Raw genomic sequence first — 15667 nt, forward strand, 5'->3', positions numbered from 1 at the left:
TCCACCCGGGACCGGACCGCGCACGGCCGAGGGCCCCGGTTCCGTCGGGAACCGGGGCCCTCGCGCACGTACCGCAGGTCAGCGCACGAACACTCCTGCCTGGTTCGCCAGGTCGAGGAAGTACTGCGGCGCCACACCGAGCACCAGCGTGACCACCACGCCGAGACCGATCGCGGTCATGGTCAGCGGTGACGGCACGGCCACCGTCGGGCCCTCGGGCCGCGGCTCGCTGAAGAACATCAGCACGATGACGCGGATGTAGAAGAACGCCGCGACCGCGGACGAGATCACACCGATCACGACCAGCGGGGCCGCCCCGCCCTCCGCCGCCGCCTTGAAGACGGCGAACTTCCCCGCGAAGCCGGAGGTCAGCGGAATACCGGCGAAGGCCAGCAGGAACACCGCGAACACGGCCGCCACCAGCGGGGAGCGGCGGCCGAGGCCGGCCCACTTGGACAGGTGCGTCGCCTCGCCGCCCGCGTCGCGCACCAGCGTGACCACGGCGAACGCGCCGAGCGTCACGAAGGAGTACGCGGCCAGGTAGAAGAGGACGGAGGACACGCCGTCCTTCGAGGTCGCGATGACACCCGCGAGGATGAATCCCGCGTGGGCGATGGACGAGTACGCCAGCAGCCGCTTGATGTCGGTCTGGGTGATGGCGACGATCGCGCCGCCCAGCATGGTGACGATCGCGACGGCCCACATGACCGGCCGCCAGTCCCAGCGCAGTCCGGGCAGGACGACGTAGAGCAGGCGCAGCAGCGCACCGAACGCCGCCACCTTCGTCGCCGCCGCCATGAAGCCGGTCACCGGGGTCGGAGCGCCCTGGTAGACGTCCGGCGTCCACATGTGGAACGGGACGGCGCCCACCTTGAACAGCAGACCGACGACGAGCAGTGCGCCGCCGACCAGCAGCAGCGCGTCGTTGCCCATGGTGCCGGCGAGCGCCGGGTCGACGTTCGTGACGGTGCCGTCGACGACCTGCGCGATCCGCCCGTACGAGACCGAGCCCGCGTAGCCGTACAGCATCGCGATGCCGAACAGGGTGAACGCGGAGGCGAACGCGCCGAGCAGGAAGTACTTGACCGCGGCCTCCTGCGACATGAGCCGCTTGCGGCGGGCCACCGCGCAGAGCAGGTAGAGCGGCAGCGAGAAGACCTCCAGCGCCACGAACAGCGTCAGCAGGTCGTTGGCCGACGGGAAGACCAGCATGCCCGCGACCGCGAAGAGCAGCAGCGGGAACACCTCGGTGGTGGTGAACCCGGCCTTGACCGCGGCCTTCTCGCTGTCGCTGCCCGGCACGGACGCGGCCTGCGCGGCGAAGGAGTCGACGCGGTTGCCGTGTGCCTCCGGGTCCAGGCGCCGCTCGGCGAAGGTGAACAGGCCGACCAGACCGGCCAGCAGGATCGTGCCCTGCAGGAACAGGGACGGCCCGTCGACCGCGATCGCCCCCATGGCCGCGATGTGCGCCTTGGTGGTGCCGTATCCGTCGGCCGCCAGTGCCACGACCGCCGCGAAGGCGGCGCAGAGCGCGACCGCGGAGACGAACACCTGGGCGTAGTAACGGGACTTGCGCGGAACGAACGCCTCGACCAGCACCCCGACGATCGCCGCGCCCACGACGATCAAGGTGGGCGACAGCTGCCCGTACTCGATTTTCGGCGCGGGGATCTTCGAGATCGGATCGGCCGCCGTTGCCGCCGTTGTCCACAGGCTGTGGACGGCTGTTGCGCTCACTTGGCCGCCTCCACCGAGGGCTTGGGGTCCTTCTTGTGTACGTCGGACAGGGTCGACTTCACGGCCGGGTTGACGATGTCCGTCACCGGCTTCGGATAGACGCCCAGGAAGATCAGCAGTACGACCAGCGGCGCGACGACCAGGAGTTCCCGCACCCTGAGATCGGGCATCGCGGAGACCTCCGGCTTCACCGGGCCCGTCATCGTCCGCTGGTAGAGGACGAGGGTGTAGAGCGCGGCGAGCACGATGCCGAAGGTCGCGATGATGCCGATCGCCGGGTAGCGCGTGAACGTGCCGACCAGGACCAGGAACTCGCTGACGAACGGAGCGAGACCGGGCAGCGACAGGGTCGCGAGGCTGCCGATCAGGAAGGTGCCGGCGAGCACCGGGGCGACCTTCTGCACACCGCCGTAGTCCGCGATGAGCCGCGAGCCGCGCCGGGAGATCAGGAAGCCGGCGACCAGCATCAGCGCGGCGGTGGAGATGCCGTGGTTGATCATGTAGAGCGTCGCGCCGGACTGGCCCTGGCTGGTCATCGCGAAGATGCCCATGATGATGAAGCCGAAGTGCGAGATCGACGCGTACGCCACCAGCCGCTTGATGTCCCGCTGGCCGACGGCCAGCAGCGCCCCGTAGACGATGCTGATCAGGGCGAGGACGAGGATGGCGGGCGTCGCCCACTTCGACGCCTCCGGGAAGAGCTGGAGGCAGAAGCGGAGCATCGCGAAGGTGCCCACCTTGTCGACGACCGCCGTGATCAGGACGGCGACCGGCGCGGTGGACTCCTGCATGGCGTTGGGCAGCCAGGTGTGCAGCGGCCACAGCGGCGCCTTCACCGCGAAGGCGAAGAAGAAGCCGAGGAACAGCCAGCGTTCGGTGCTCGTCGCCATGTGGAGCGAGCCGTTGGCACGGGCCTGCGCGATCTCCTGGAGGCTGAAGTTCCCGGCGACCACGTAGAGGCCGATCACCGCGGCCAGCATGATCAGACCGCCGACCAGGTTGTAGAGGAGGAACTTCACCGCCGCGTACGACCGCTGCGTGGACGCCGCCTGCTCGCCGTGCTCGTGGGCACGGTCGCCGAAGCCGCCGATGAGGAAGTACATCGGGATGAGCATGGCTTCGAAGAAGATGTAGAAGAGGAAGACGTCGGTGGCCTCGAAGGAGATGATCACCATCGCCTCGACGGCCAGGATCAGGGCGAAGAAGCCCTGCGTCGGCCGCCACCGCTTGCTTCCGGTCTCCAGCGGGTCGGCGTCGTGCCAGCCCGCGAGGATGATGAACGGGATCAGCAGGGCGGTCAGCGCGAGCAGCGCCACACCGATGCCGTCCACGCCCAGTTCGTACCGGACCCCGAAGGCCGCGATCCAGGAGTGGGACTCGGTGAGCTGGTAGCGCCCGCCGTCCGGGTCGAAGCGGACCAGGACGGTGATCGCGAGAGCGAGGGTGGCCAGCGAGACCAGCAGCGCCAGCCACTTCGCGGCGGTGCGCCGCGCGGCCGGCACGGCGGCCGTGGCGACCGCCCCGATCGCCGGGAGCACCGCCGTCGCTGTCAGCAGGGGAAAGGACATCGGTATCAGACCGCCCTCATCAGCAGGGTCGCGGCGATGAGGACCGCCGCACCGCCGAACATCGAGACCGCGTAGGAGCGCGCGAAGCCGTTCTGCAGCCTGCGCATGCGTCCGGACAGGCCCCCGACCGAGGCCGCCGTGCCGTTGACGACGCCGTCGACCAAGGTGTGGTCGACGTACACCAGGGAGCGCGTGAGGTGCTCGCCGCCACGGACCAGGACGACGTGGTTGAAGTCGTCCTGCAGCAGGTCGCGCCGGGCGGCCCGGGTGAGCAGCGATCCGCGCGGGGCGACGGACGGGACCGGGCGGCGGCCGTACATGGCGTACGCGACGCCGACACCGATGATCAGGCAGACCATGGTCGCACCGGTGATCGTCATGGCGCTGATCGGCGAGTCGCCCTCGCTGTGACCGGTGACCGGCTCCAGCCAGTGCAGGAAGCGGTCGCCGATGCTGAAGAACGCACCGCCGAAGACCGACCCGACGGCCAGCACGATCATGGGGATCGTCATGACCTTGGGCGATTCGTGCGGGTGCGGTTCGTTGCCGTTCTCGTCGGGCTGCCAGCGCTTCTCGCCGAAGAACGTCATCAGCATCACGCGCGTCATGTAGAAGGCCGTGATCGCGGCGCCCAGCAGGGCGCTGCCGCCGAGGATCCAGCCCTCGGTGCCGCCCTTCGCGAAGGCCGCCTCGATGATCTTGTCCTTGGAGAAGAAGCCGGACAGGCCCGGGAAGCCGATGATCGCGAGGTAGCCGAGGCCGAAGGTGATGAAGGTGACCGGCATGTACTTGCGCAGGCCGCCGTACCGCCTCATGTCGACCTCGTCGTTCATGCCGTGCATGACCGATCCGGCACCGAGGAAGAGCCCGGCCTTGAAGAAGCCGTGGGTCACCAGGTGCATGATCGCGAAGACGTAGCCGATGGGGCCCAGGCCCGCGGCCAGCACCATGTAGCCGATCTGCGACATCGTCGAACCGGCCAGCGCCTTCTTGATGTCGTCCTTCGCGCAACCGACGATCGCACCGAACAGGAGCGTGACGGCTCCGACCACGGTGACCACCAGCTGCGCGTCCGGCGCGGCGTTGAAGATCGCTCCGGAGCGGACGATCAGGTAGACGCCCGCGGTCACCATCGTCGCGGCGTGGATGAGGGCCGAGACCGGGGTCGGGCCCTCCATCGCGTCCCCGAGCCAGGACTGCAGCGGCACCTGGGCGGACTTGCCGCAGGCGGCGAGCAGGAGCGTCAGCGCGATGGCGGTGAGCTTGCCCTCGGACGTGTCACCGACGTGGCTGAAGACCGGCCCGAAGGCGAAGGTGCCGAACGTCGCGAACATCAGCATGATCGCGATGGACAGGCCCATGTCGCCGACGCGGTTGACCAGGAAGGCCTTCTTCGCCGCCGTCGCCGCGCTGGGCTTGTGCTGCCAGAAGCCGATCAGCAGGTAGGACGCGAGGCCCACGCCCTCCCAACCGACGTACAGCAGCAGGTAGTTGTCGGCGAGGACCAGGAGGAGCATCGCCGCGAGGAACAGGTTGAGGTAGCCGAAGAAGCGGCGGCGGCGCTCGTCGTGCTCCATGTACCCGACCGAGTACAGGTGGATCAGCGAGCCGACGCCGGTGATCAGCAGGACGAACGTCATCGAGAGCTGGTCCAGACGGAAGCCGACGTCCGCCTGGAAGCTCTCGACCGGGATCCACGTCCACAGATGCTGCGTCAGAGTCCGGTGTTCGGCGTCCTTGCCGAGCAGGTCGGCGAAGAGGATCACACCGAACACGAAGGACGCCGTGGACATCAGGACGCCGATCCAGTGTCCGACGGCATCGAGCCGCCGGCCGCCGCACAGCAGTACGGCCGCTCCGAGCAGTGGCGCCGCCACCAGCAGCGCAATCAGGTTCTCCACGATTCAGCGACCCCTCAGAGCTTCATCAGGCTGGCGTCGTCGACCGAGGCCGAGTGGCGGGAACGGAACAGGGACACGATGATCGCGAGCCCGACCACGACCTCCGCCGCGGCGACGACCATCGTGAAGAAGGCGATGATCTGGCCGTCGAGATTGCCGTGCATCCTGGAGAAGGTGACGAACGCGAGGTTGCAGGCGTTCAGCATCAGCTCGATGCACATGAACACGACGATCGCGTTGCGCCGGATCAGCACGCCGGTGGCGCCGATCGTGAACAGCAGGGCCGACAGATACAGGTAGTTGACCGGGTTCACTGCGACGCCTCCTCCTTCTTGAAGGTGGCCGGTCCGATCTCGGTGCGCTCCAGACGCTCCTCGGCGCGCTGCTCCAGCGCCTTGAGGTCGTTCAGCGCCTCGGCCGACACGTCCCGGATCTGGCCGCGGTCACGCAGCGTCTTGCTGACGGTGAGGTCGGACGGCGTGCCGTCGGGCAGCAGGCCCGCGATGTCCACCGCGTTGTGCCGCGCGTACACGCCCGGCGCCGGCAGCGGCGGTACGTACGTGCCCTGGCGCACACGCTGTTCGGACAGCTCGCGCTGCGTCCTGGCGCGCTCGGTGCGCTCGCGGTGGGTGAGCACCATGGCGCCGACGGCGGCCGTGATCAGCAGGGCGCCGGTGATTTCGAAGGCGAAGACGTACTTGGTGAAGATGAGGGTCGCGAGGCCCTCCACATTGCCGTTCGCGTTCGCCTGGGCGAGGCCGTTGAAGTCCTTCAGCGACGCGTTGCCGATCCCGGCGAACAGCAGGACGCCGAAGCCGAGGCCGCAGAGAAGGGCCAGCCAGCGCTGGCCCTTGATGGTCTCCTTCAGGGAGTCCGCGGCTGTCACGCCGACCAGCATCACCACGAACAGGAACAGCATCATGATGGCGCCGGTGTAGACGACGATCTGCACGATGCCCAGGAAGTAGGCGCCGTTGGCGAGGTAGAACACCGCCAGGATGATCATCGTCCCGGCGAGCGACAGCGCGCTGTGGACGGCCTTCTTCATGAAGACCGTGGACAGGGCGCCGATCACGGCGACGGTGCCGAGGACCCAGAACTGGAAGGCCTCTCCGGTGGAGGTGGAGTAGGCGGCGAGGTCGGTCATGCCTCGGCCCCCTGTTCCTCGGGCTTCTCGCCCTTGGAGAGGGCCACTTGGCGCTCCGTGCCGGGTGCGGCCTCGGTGACGAGCCCTCGGTAGTAGTCCTGCTCGTCCATCCCCGGGTAGATGGCGTGCGGGCTGTCGACCATGCCCTCTTCGAGGCCGGCGAGCAGCTGCTCCTTGGTGTAGATGAGGTTGGCCCGGCTCGAGTCGGCGAGCTCGAACTCGTTCGTCATGGTCAGCGCGCGCGTGGGGCACGCCTCGATGCACAGGCCGCACAGGATGCAGCGGGCGTAGTTGATCTGGTAGACGCGGCCGTACCGCTCGCCCGGCGAGTAGCGCTCCTCGTCCGTGTTGTCCGCGCCCTCCACGTAGATCGCGTCGGCGGGGCAGGCCCAGGCGCACAGCTCGCAGCCGACGCACTTCTCCAGGCCGTCCGGATGGCGGTTGAGCTGGTGCCGTCCGTGGAACCGGGGGGCGGTGGTCTTCTGCTGCTCCGGGTACTGCTCGGTCAGCCGCTTCTTGAACATGGCCTTGAAGGTCACGCCGAAGCCGGCCACCGGGTTCATGAAACCGGGCTTCAACTGCTCGGTCTCCTTGGGCTCCTCAGCCATCGGACGCCTCCTTTCCATCCGAAGATCCGTCACTGGCAGTATCCGACCCACCACTGACAATCAACTCCCGCTCGCGGCGCGGGCTGCGCCTCGGCACCGGCGGGAGCTCCTGTCCGGGGAGCGGAGGCACGGGGAATCCACCGGCCATGGCGTCGAAGCCGGCCGGTTCGGCGACCGGCTGCCCGGCCGTCCGGCTCTTCTCGCGGAACATGTCGGCGACGAAGGACAGGAGCAGCAGGGCGAGGACGCCGCCGCCGATGTAGAGGGCGATGTCGGCGAAGTCGTAGTTCTCGTTCCTGAGGGCCCGGACGGTCGCGACCAGCATCAGCCAGACGACGGAGACCGGGATGAGGACCTTCCAGCCGAGCTTCATCAGCTGGTCGTAGCGCACGCGCGGGAGCGTGCCGCGCAGCCAGATGAAGAAGAACAGCAGCAGCTGGACCTTGATCACGAACCACAGGAGCGGCCACCAGCCGTGGTTGGCGCCCTCCCAGAAGGTGCTGATCGGCCAAGGGGCGCGCCAGCCGCCGAGGAAGAGCGTGGCCGACACGGCCGAGACCGTCACCATGTTCACGTACTCGGCGAGCATGAACATCGCGAACTTGATCGACGAGTACTCGGTGTTGAAGCCGCCGACCAGGTCGCCCTCGGACTCCGGCATGTCGAAGGGGGCGCGGTTGGTCTCGCCGACCATCGTGACGACGTACAGGATGAAGGAGACCGGCAGCAGGACGATGTACCAGCGGTCGTGCTGCTGCTCGACGATCGTCGACGTCGACATCGACCCCGAGTAGAGGAACACCGAGGCGAAGGCCGCGCCCATGGCGATCTCGTAGGAGATCATCTGCGCGCAGGAGCGCAGGCCGCCCAGGAGCGGGTAGGTGGATCCGGAGCTCCAGCCCGCGAGCACGATGCCGTAGATGCCGACCGAGGCGACCGCGAGGATGTAGAGCATCGCGATCGGCAGGTCGGTGAGCTGCATCGTCGTACGGTGGCCGAAGATCGAGATCTCGTTGTCGGCCGGGCCGAAGGGGATCACCGCGATCGCCATGAAGGCCGGGATGGCGGCGACGATCGGCGCGAGGACGTAGACCACCTTGTCCGCGCGCTTGACGATGAGGTCTTCCTTGAGCATCAGCTTCACGCCGTCGGCCAGCGACTGGAGCATGCCCCAGGGGCCGTGCCGGTTGGGGCCGATGCGCAGCTGCATCCAGGCGACGACCTTGCGCTCCCAGACGATGGAGAACAGCACGGTCACCATCAGGAAGGCGAAGCAGAAGACGGCCTTCACGACGACCAGCCACCAGGGGTCGCGGCCGAACATGGAGAGGTCTTCAGCGGCGAGGTACGGGCTCATGCCTCCACCTCCTTCGGGGCCTCGCCGACGAGCGTCGCCGGGCCGATGCGGACGAGAGCGCCGGGCAGCGCCCCGGTGTCGGAGGCGACGCCCTTGCCGACGGAGTTCAGCGGGAGCCAGACCACGCGGTCCGGCATCTCCGTGATCCGCAGCGGGAGTTCGACCGCTCCGGAGGGACCGGTGACGGTGAGGAGATCGCCGTCCTTGACGCCCGCCTCGGCGGCGGTCGCGGCCGACACGCGCGCGTGGGCGGCGTGCCGGGTTCCGGCGAGCGCCTCGTCACCCTCCTGGAGGGCGCCCTGGTCGAGCAGGAGACGGTGCCCCGACAGGACGGCCTCACCGGCGGCGGGCCGCGGCAGTGCGGCGCCGCGCTCCAGCGGTTCGGTGGCCCGCGGTCCGCCCCAGGGACCCAGCCGGTCGATCTCCGCGCGCACGGTGCGCAGATCGGGCAGTCCCAGGTGCACGTCCATGGCGTCGGCCAGCATCTGCAGCACGCGCGCGTCGGTGGGCGCGAGGCGGCGGGTCATCTGGTCGGGCTTGAGCGCGGCGTCGAAGAAGCGCACCCGGCCTTCCCAGTTGAGGAAGGTGCCGGCCTTCTCGGCGACCGCGGCAACGGGCAGCACCACGTCCGCCAGTTCGCTCACCTCGCTGGGCCGCAGCTCCAGCGACACCACGAAACCGGCCTCGTGAAGTGCTTCACGCGCGCGTGCCGGGTCGGGCAGGTCGTCGACCTCGACGCCCGCCACCACCAGGGCCTGCAACTCGCCGCTCACGGCGGCCTCGACGATCTGGCCGGTGTCGCGGCCGTAGCGGTGCGGGAGTTCGGCCAGGCCCCAGGCCGCGGCGACCTCCTCACGCGCGCGCGGGTCGGTCGCCGGGCGCCCGCCCGGCAGCAGGGACGGCACCGCGCCGACCTCGAGCGCGCCGCGCTCTCCGGCCCGCCGCGGGATCCACGCCAGCTGGGCGCCGGTGGCGGAGGCGGCCCGTACGGCGGCGGTGAGCCCGCCCGCGACCGCGGCCAGCCGTTCGCCGACGACGATGACCGCGCCCTCGGCGCGCAGCGCCTCGGCGGCCTTCGAGCCGTCGCCCTCCAGGCCGACCCCGCCCGCGAGGGCGTCCAGCCACTCGGTCTCGGTGCCGGGTGCCGCCGGCAGCAGCGTGCCACCGGCCTTCTCCAGACCGCGCGTGGCGTGCGTGGCCAGCGAGAACACCTTCAGTCCGTGCTTGCGCCAGGCCTTGCGCAGCCTCAGGAAGACGCCGGGCGCCTCCTCCTCGGCCTCGAACCCGACCAGCAGCACGGCGGGAGCCTTCTCCAGGGAGGCGTACGTGGCGCCCGTACCGTCGAGGTCACGTCCGCGTCCGGCGATCCGCGCCGCCAGGAAGTCGGCCTCCTCGCTGGTGTGCACGCGCGCGCGGAAGTCGATGTCGTTCGTGTCGAGCGCCACGCGCGCGAACTTGCTGTACGCGTAGGCGTCCTCCACGGTGAGGCGGCCACCGGTGAGGACGCCGGTCCGGCCGCGCGAGGCGAGCAGTCCCTGCGCGGCGATCTGCAGCGCCTCCGGCCAGGAGGCGGGCTCCAGTTCGCCCTCGGCGTTGCGCACCAGCGGGTGTTCGAGCCGGTCGCGCTGCTGCGCGTACCGGAACGCGAACCGCCCCTTGTCGCAGAGCCACTCCTCGTTGACCTCGGGGTCGTTGGCCGCGAGCCGTCGCATGACCTTGCCGCGCCGGTGATCGGTGCGGGTGGCGCAGCCGCCGGAGCAGTGCTCGCACACGCTCGGCGAGGACACCAGGTCGAAGGGGCGGGAGCGGAATCGGTACGCCGCCGAGGTCAGCGCGCCGACGGGGCAGATCTGGATGGTGTTGCCGGAGAAGTACGACTCGAAGGGGTCGCCCTCACCGGTGCCGACCTGCTGCAGTGCGCCCCGCTCGAGCAGCTCGATCATCGGGTCGCCCGCGACCTGGTCGGAGAACCGGGTGCAGCGGGCGCACAGCACGCACCGCTCGCGGTCGAGCAGCACCTGCGTGGAGATCGGCACGGGCTTCTCGTACGTCCGCTTCCTGCCCTCGAAGCGGGAGTCGGCCTGGCCGTGCGACATGGCCTGGTTCTGCAGCGGGCACTCACCGCCCTTGTCGCAGACCGGGCAGTCCAGCGGGTGGTTGATGAGCAGCAGCTCCATCACGCCGTGCTGGGACTTCTCGGCGACGGGCGAGGTCAGCTGCGTCTTCACGACCATGCCGTCCGTGCACGTGATCGTGCAGGACGCCATCGGCTTGCGCTGGCCCTCCACCTCGACGATGCACTGGCGGCAGGCGCCCACCGGATCGAGAAGGGGATGGTCGCAGAACCGGGGGATCTCGATGCCGAGTTGCTCGGCGGCCCGGATGACCAGCGTGCCCTTGGGCACGCTGATCTCGGCGCCGTCGATCGTCAGCGAGACGAGATCTTCCGGCGGGACCGCCGCCTCTCCCCCTCCGGAGGGAGCGCTGGTGGTCACGGTCATGCGTTCACCTCCGTGCGGTCGGCCCAGGCCGTCGACCTGGCCGGGTCGAAGGGGCAGCCGTGGCCCGTGATGTGCTGCTCGTACTCCTCGCGGAAGTACTTCAGCGAGGAGAAGATCGGCGAGGCGGCGCCGTCGCCGAGGGCGCAGAACGACTTGCCGTTGATGTTGTCGGCGATGTCGTTCAGCTTGTCGAGGTCGGACAGGGCGCCCTTGCCGGCCTCGATGTCGCGCAACAGCTGCACGAGCCAGTAGGTGCCTTCGCGGCACGGCGTGCACTTGCCGCAGGACTCGTGGGCGTAGAACTCGGTCCAGCGGGTGACGGCGCGCACGACGCAGGTCGTCTCGTCGAAGCACTGCAGGGCCTTGGTGCCGAGCATCGAGCCGGCGGCGCCGACGCCCTCGTAGTCGAGGGGCACGTCGAGGTGCTCGTCGGTGAACATCGGCGTCGAGGAGCCGCCCGGCGTCCAGAACTTGAGGCGGTGGCCCGGCCGCATGCCGCCGCTCATCTCGAGCAGCTGGCGGAGCGTGACGCCGAGCGGGGCCTCGTACTGGCCGGGGCTCGCGACGTGGCCGCTGAGGGAGTAGAGCGTGAAGCCCGGGGACTTCTCGCTGCCCATCGAGCGGAACCATTCTTTGCCCCGATGGAGGATCGCGGGAACCGAGGCGATCGACTCGACGTTGTTCACAACAGTCGGGCACGCGTAGAGGCCCGCCACGGCGGGGAAAGGGGGACGGAGCCGCGGTTGACCCCGGCGGCCTTCGAGCGAGTCGAGCAGTGCGGTCTCCTCACCGCAGATGTACGCGCCGGCGCCGGCGTGCACGGTGAGTTCCAGGTTCAGGCCGCTGCCCAGGATGTTCTCGCCGAGGTAGCCGGCCTCGTAGGCCTCGCGCACGGCCTCGTGCAACCGCCGCAGAACGGGGACGACTTCACCCCGCAGATAGATGAAGGCATGCGACGACCTGATGGCGTAACACGCGATGACGATGCCCTCGATGAGGCTGTGCGGGTTCGCGAAGAGGAGCGGGATGTCCTTGCACGTCCCGGGCTCCGACTCGTCGGCGTTGACAACTAGATAGTGCGGTTTTCCATCTCCCTGGGGAATGAACTGCCATTTCATTCCGGTCGGGAATCCCGCGCCACCGCGGCCGCGCAGGCCGGAGTCCTTGACGTACGCGATGAGGTCGTCCGGCGACATCGCGAGCGCCTTGCGGAGCCCCTCGTACCCCTCGTGCCTCTTGTAGACGTCCAGCGACCAGGACCTGTCCTCGTCCCAGAAGGCCGACAGCACGGGTGCGAGCAGCTTCTCGGGGCTGGTGTCTTTGAGTTCGGGTGCCAAGGTCATCACTCCCCCTCCTCGGCGGTGGGCCCGGCCGGGTGGGCCGGGTCGGAGGCCGACGTCTCCTGCGGCGCGTCGTGTGCGCTCAGGCGCTCGGTCGGCGACGGGTCGTGCACGGTCCGGTCCTGCTCGTCGTGCGGCCCACCGTCCCGCGGATGGACCACGCGCGCGGGTGCGGTCTCCCCCTTGGCCAGGCGGAGGCCCGCCAGCGAGGCCGGTCCCGCGCTGCCGCCCGCCTCGACGGCCCCTGGCCGCTCGTCGGGGAAGCCGGCCAGGATCCGCGCGGTCTCCTTGAAGGTGCACAGGCGCGCCCCGCGCGTGGGCTCGACGTCCCGTCCCGCGCGCAGGTCGTCCACGAGGCGCTTGGCGCTGGCCGGGGTCTGGTCGTCGAAGAACTCCCAGTTGACCATCACCACCGGCGCGAAGTCGCAGGCCGCGTTGCACTCGATGTGCTCCAGGGTGACCTTGCCGTCACCGGTGGTTTCGCCGTTGCCGATGCCGAGGTGCTCCTGGAGCTCCTCGAAGATCGCGTCGCCGCCCATCACCGCGCACAGGGTGTTGGTGCAGACGCCGACCTGGTAGTCACCGGACGGCTTGCGCCGGTACATGGTGTAGAAGGTGGCGACGGCGGTGACCTCGGCCGTGGTCAGGTCCAGCATGTCCGCGCAGAACTGCATCCCGGTGCGCGTGACATGGCCCTCCTCCGACTGCACCAGATGCAGCAGCGGCAGGAGCGCGGACCGGGAGTCGGGATAGCGGGCGATCAGCTCGCGCGCGTCCGTCTCGAGCCGGGCCCGGACGTCGTCCGGGTAGGCGGGCGCGGGCAGTTCGGGCATGCCCAGGCTGACGCCTCGCTCCGAAGAACTGGTGGTCACCGGTCGACGCCTCCCATCACGGGGTCGATGGACGCGACGGCGACGATGACGTCGGCGACCTGGCCGCCCTCGCACATCGCCGCCATGGCCTGCAGGTTGGTGAAGGACGGGTCGCGGAAGTGGACCCGGAAGGGGCGGGTGCCGCCGTCGGACACCGCGTGCACCCCGAGTTCGCCCTTGGGCGACTCGACGGCCGCGTACGCCTGTCCCGGCGGAACGCGGAAGCCCTCGGTGACCAGCTTGAAGTGGTGGATCAGGGCCTCCATCGAGGTGCCCATGATCTTCTTGATGTGGTCGAGGGAGTTGCCGAGCCCGTCCGGTCCCAGGGCGAGCTGGGCGGGCCAGGCGATCTTCTTGTCGGCGACCATGACCGGGCCGGGCTGGAGCCGGTCCAGGCACTGCTCGACGATCCCGAGCGACTGGCGCATCTCCTCCAGGCGGATCAGGAAGCGCCCGTAGGAGTCGCAGGTGTCCGCGGTCGGGACCTCGAAGTCGTAGGTCTCGTAGTCGCAGTACGGCTGCGCCTTGCGCAGGTCGTGCGGCAGGCCGGTGGAGCGCAGGATCGGGCCGGTGGCGCCGAGGGCCATGCAGCCGGCCAGGTCGAGGTAGCCGACGTCCTGCATCCGGGCCTTGAAGATGGGGTTCCCGGTGGCGAGCTTGTCGTACTCCGGGAGGTTCTTCTTCATCTTCTTCACGAACTCGCGGATGTGGTCCACCGCGCCGGGCGGCAGGTCCTGTGCGAGTCCGCCGGGGCGGATGTACGCGTGGTTCATCCGCAGGCCCGTGATGAGCTCGTAGATGTCGAGAATCATTTCACGATCGCGGAATCCGTAGATCATGACCGTGGTGGCGCCGAGCTCCATGCCGCCGGTGGCGATGCACACCAGGTGGGAGGAGAGCCGGTTCAGCTCCATCAGGAGCACCCGGATGATCTTGGCGCGCTCGGTGATCTGGTCCTCGATGCCGAGCAGCTTCTCGACGGCGAGGCAGTAGGCGGTCTCGTTGAAGAAGGACGTCAGGTAGTCCATGCGCGTCACGAACGTGGTGCCCTGCGTCCACGTGCGGAACTCGAGGTTCTTCTCGATGCCCGTGTGGAGGTAGCCGATGCCGCAGCGGGCCTCGGTGACCGTCTCGCCGTCGATCTCCAGGATCAGGCGGAGCACCCCGTGGGTGGACGGGTGCTGGGGACCCATGTTGACGACGATGCGCTCGTCGTCGGCGCGGGCCGCGGACTGGACGATCTCGTCCCAGTCGCCACCGGTGACCGTGTATACGGTGCCCTCGGTGGTCTCGCGTGCCGATGCTGACTGCGTGCTCACGAGTACGACCTCCGCTGGTCCGGAGCCGGGATCTGGGCGCCCTTGTACTCGACGGGGATGCCGCCGAGGGGGTAGTCCTTGCGCTGCGGGTGGCCCGGCCAGTCGTCCGGCATCATGATCCGGGTCAGGGCCGGGTGACCGTCGAAGACGATGCCGAAGAAGTCGTAGGTCTCGCGCTCGTGCCAGTCGTTGGTGGGATACACGGAGACCAGCGACGGAATCCTCGGGTCGCTGTCGGGGGCGCTGACCTCGAGGCGGATCAGCCGGTTGTGGGTGATCGAGCGCAGGTGGTAGACGGCGTGCAGCTCGCGGCCCTTGTCGTGCAGGTAGTGCACGCCGCTGACGCCGGTGCACAGCTCGAAGCGCAGGGCCGGGTCGTCGCGGAGGGTCTGGGCGACGCGGAGCAGGTGCTCGCGCTCGATGTGGAAGGTGAGCTCCCCGCGGTCGACGACCGTCTTCTCGATCGCGTTGTCGGGGAGCAGTCCCTGTTCCTCCAGGGCGCCCTCGAGTTCGTCGGCGACCTCGTCGAACCAGCCGCCGTAGGGGCGGGTGGCCGGTCCCGGGAGGCGGACGGAGCGGACCAGGCCGCCGTAGCCGGAGGTGTCGCCGCCGTTGCCGGCGCCGAACATGCCGCGCTGGACGCGGATCTCCTCGCCGCCCTCGCCGCGCTGGCCGGGGAGGTTGGAGGCGCCGAGGTCCTTCTCGGGATTGACCCCGTTCGACGCACCGCCGGTGCCGTTCGCGTCGCTCACCGCAGCAGCCCCTTCATCTCGATCGTGGGCAGGGCCTTGAGCGCCGCCTCCTCCGCCTCGCGGGCCGCCTCCGCGGCGTTCACGCCGAGCTTGGAGGACTGGATCTTCTGGTGCAGCTTGAGGATGGCGTCCATCAGCATCTCCGGCCGCGGCGGGCAGCCGGGCAGATAGATGTCGACGGGGACGATGTGGTCGACGCCCTGGACGATCGCGTAGTTGTTGAACATGCCGCCCGAGGAGGCGCAGACCCCCATCGAGATCACCCACTTGGGGTTCGGCATCTGGTCGTAGACCTGGCGCAGCACCGGTGCCATCTTCTGGCTCACCCGGCCGGCCACGATCATGAGGTCCGCCTGGCGGGGCGAACCTCGGAAGACCTCCATGCCGAAGCGCGCCAGGTCGTAGCGGCCGGCTCCGGTGGTCATCATCTCGATGGCACAGCAGGCGAGGCCGAACGTGGCCGGGAAGACGGAGGCCTTGCGCACCCAGCCCGCGGCCTGCTCGACGGTGGTCAGCAGAAATCCGCTCGGCAGCTTTTCTTCGAGTCCCATGTTCTAAAGGCTCC

Annotated in this window: 13 protein-coding genes; all 13 read right to left on the reverse strand. The window is 69.3% G+C overall.

Features of this window, described 5'->3' with window-relative positions:
* Window positions 1-78: 78 nt before the first annotated feature.
* From nuoN to ACIRPX_RS25105, 13 genes are read right to left on the reverse strand one after another with little or no spacing between them, the layout of a single operon-like run.
* Window positions 79-1737, reverse strand: coding sequence for an NADH-quinone oxidoreductase subunit NuoN (gene nuoN / locus ACIRPX_RS25045; RefSeq protein WP_404198617.1), 1659 nt, complete (start codon window positions 1735-1737; stop codon window positions 79-81).
* A complete protein-coding gene (locus ACIRPX_RS25050) occupies window positions 1734-3305 on the reverse strand; it encodes an NADH-quinone oxidoreductase subunit M (protein WP_404198620.1) in 1572 nt (523 codons plus the stop codon). The genes nuoN and ACIRPX_RS25050 overlap by 4 nt, the downstream gene beginning before the upstream one ends.
* Window positions 3306-3310: 5 nt before the next feature.
* Window positions 3311-5206 carry an NADH-quinone oxidoreductase subunit L gene (gene nuoL / locus ACIRPX_RS25055; protein WP_404198623.1) on the reverse strand — a complete coding sequence of 632 codons (1896 nt, stop codon included), beginning with the start codon at window positions 5204-5206 and terminating at the stop codon, window positions 3311-3313.
* Window positions 5207-5220: 14 nt separating this feature from the next.
* The gene (nuoK, locus tag ACIRPX_RS25060; RefSeq protein ID WP_242779136.1) at window positions 5221-5520 is read right to left on the reverse strand and encodes an NADH-quinone oxidoreductase subunit NuoK; all 300 of its coding nucleotides are present in this window, start codon (window positions 5518-5520) and stop codon (window positions 5221-5223) included.
* Complete coding sequence (locus tag ACIRPX_RS25065) at window positions 5517-6353, reverse strand: NADH-quinone oxidoreductase subunit J (RefSeq protein WP_404198627.1); 837 nt, start codon at window positions 6351-6353, stop codon at window positions 5517-5519. The genes nuoK and ACIRPX_RS25065 overlap by 4 nt, the downstream gene beginning before the upstream one ends.
* Entirely contained in the window at window positions 6350-6961 is a 612-nt protein-coding gene (nuoI, locus tag ACIRPX_RS25070; protein WP_404198630.1) for an NADH-quinone oxidoreductase subunit NuoI, read from the reverse strand. The genes ACIRPX_RS25065 and nuoI overlap by 4 nt, the downstream gene beginning before the upstream one ends.
* The gene (gene nuoH, locus ACIRPX_RS25075) at window positions 6954-8318 is read right to left on the reverse strand and encodes an NADH-quinone oxidoreductase subunit NuoH (protein ID WP_404198633.1); all 1365 of its coding nucleotides are present in this window, start codon (window positions 8316-8318) and stop codon (window positions 6954-6956) included. Before nuoH ends, nuoI begins: the two co-directional genes overlap by 8 nt.
* On the reverse strand, window positions 8315-10819 hold the full coding sequence (locus ACIRPX_RS25080) for an NADH-quinone oxidoreductase subunit G (RefSeq protein WP_404198636.1): 2505 nt from the start codon (window positions 10817-10819) through the stop codon (window positions 8315-8317). Before ACIRPX_RS25080 ends, nuoH begins: the two co-directional genes overlap by 4 nt.
* Window positions 10816-12162, reverse strand: coding sequence for an NADH-quinone oxidoreductase subunit NuoF (gene nuoF / locus ACIRPX_RS25085; protein ID WP_404198639.1), 1347 nt, complete (start codon window positions 12160-12162; stop codon window positions 10816-10818). Before nuoF ends, ACIRPX_RS25080 begins: the two co-directional genes overlap by 4 nt.
* A complete protein-coding gene (gene nuoE, locus ACIRPX_RS25090; protein WP_404198642.1) occupies window positions 12162-13031 on the reverse strand; it encodes an NADH-quinone oxidoreductase subunit NuoE in 870 nt (289 codons plus the stop codon). The genes nuoF and nuoE overlap by 1 nt, the downstream gene beginning before the upstream one ends.
* On the reverse strand, window positions 13028-14350 hold the full coding sequence (locus ACIRPX_RS25095) for an NADH-quinone oxidoreductase subunit D (RefSeq protein ID WP_404198644.1): 1323 nt from the start codon (window positions 14348-14350) through the stop codon (window positions 13028-13030). Before ACIRPX_RS25095 ends, nuoE begins: the two co-directional genes overlap by 4 nt.
* Complete coding sequence (locus ACIRPX_RS25100) at window positions 14347-15102, reverse strand: NADH-quinone oxidoreductase subunit C (RefSeq protein ID WP_404198646.1); 756 nt, start codon at window positions 15100-15102, stop codon at window positions 14347-14349. Before ACIRPX_RS25100 ends, ACIRPX_RS25095 begins: the two co-directional genes overlap by 4 nt.
* On the reverse strand, window positions 15099-15653 hold the full coding sequence (locus tag ACIRPX_RS25105) for an NADH-quinone oxidoreductase subunit B family protein (RefSeq protein WP_129307482.1): 555 nt from the start codon (window positions 15651-15653) through the stop codon (window positions 15099-15101). Before ACIRPX_RS25105 ends, ACIRPX_RS25100 begins: the two co-directional genes overlap by 4 nt.
* Window positions 15654-15667: the final 14 nt, after the last annotated feature.

Origin of the sequence: Streptomyces sp. NPDC101225 (genome assembly GCF_044767585.1) — a bacterium.
Taxonomy (GTDB): Bacteria; Actinomycetota; Actinomycetes; order Streptomycetales; family Streptomycetaceae; genus Streptomyces.

What these genes read in the sequence shown, in the direction of transcription:
- ACIRPX_RS25050 (WP_404198620.1), bottom strand. Translation starts at nt 3,305, where the DNA reads ATGTCCTTTCCCCTGCTGACAGCGACGGCGGTGCTCCCGGCGATCGGG.
- ACIRPX_RS25105 (WP_129307482.1), bottom strand. Translation starts at nt 15,653, where the DNA reads ATGGGACTCGAAGAAAAGCTGCCGAGCGGATTTCTGCTGACCACCGTC.
- nuoH (WP_404198633.1), bottom strand. Translation starts at nt 8,318, where the DNA reads ATGAGCCCGTACCTCGCCGCTGAAGACCTCTCCATGTTCGGCCGCGAC.
- ACIRPX_RS25080 (WP_404198636.1), bottom strand. Translation starts at nt 10,819, where the DNA reads ATGACCGTGACCACCAGCGCTCCCTCCGGAGGGGGAGAGGCGGCGGTC.
- nuoF (WP_404198639.1), bottom strand. Translation starts at nt 12,162, where the DNA reads ATGACCTTGGCACCCGAACTCAAAGACACCAGCCCCGAGAAGCTGCTC.
- ACIRPX_RS25065 (WP_404198627.1), bottom strand. Translation starts at nt 6,353, where the DNA reads ATGACCGACCTCGCCGCCTACTCCACCTCCACCGGAGAGGCCTTCCAG.
- nuoI (WP_404198630.1), bottom strand. Translation starts at nt 6,961, where the DNA reads ATGGCTGAGGAGCCCAAGGAGACCGAGCAGTTGAAGCCCGGTTTCATG.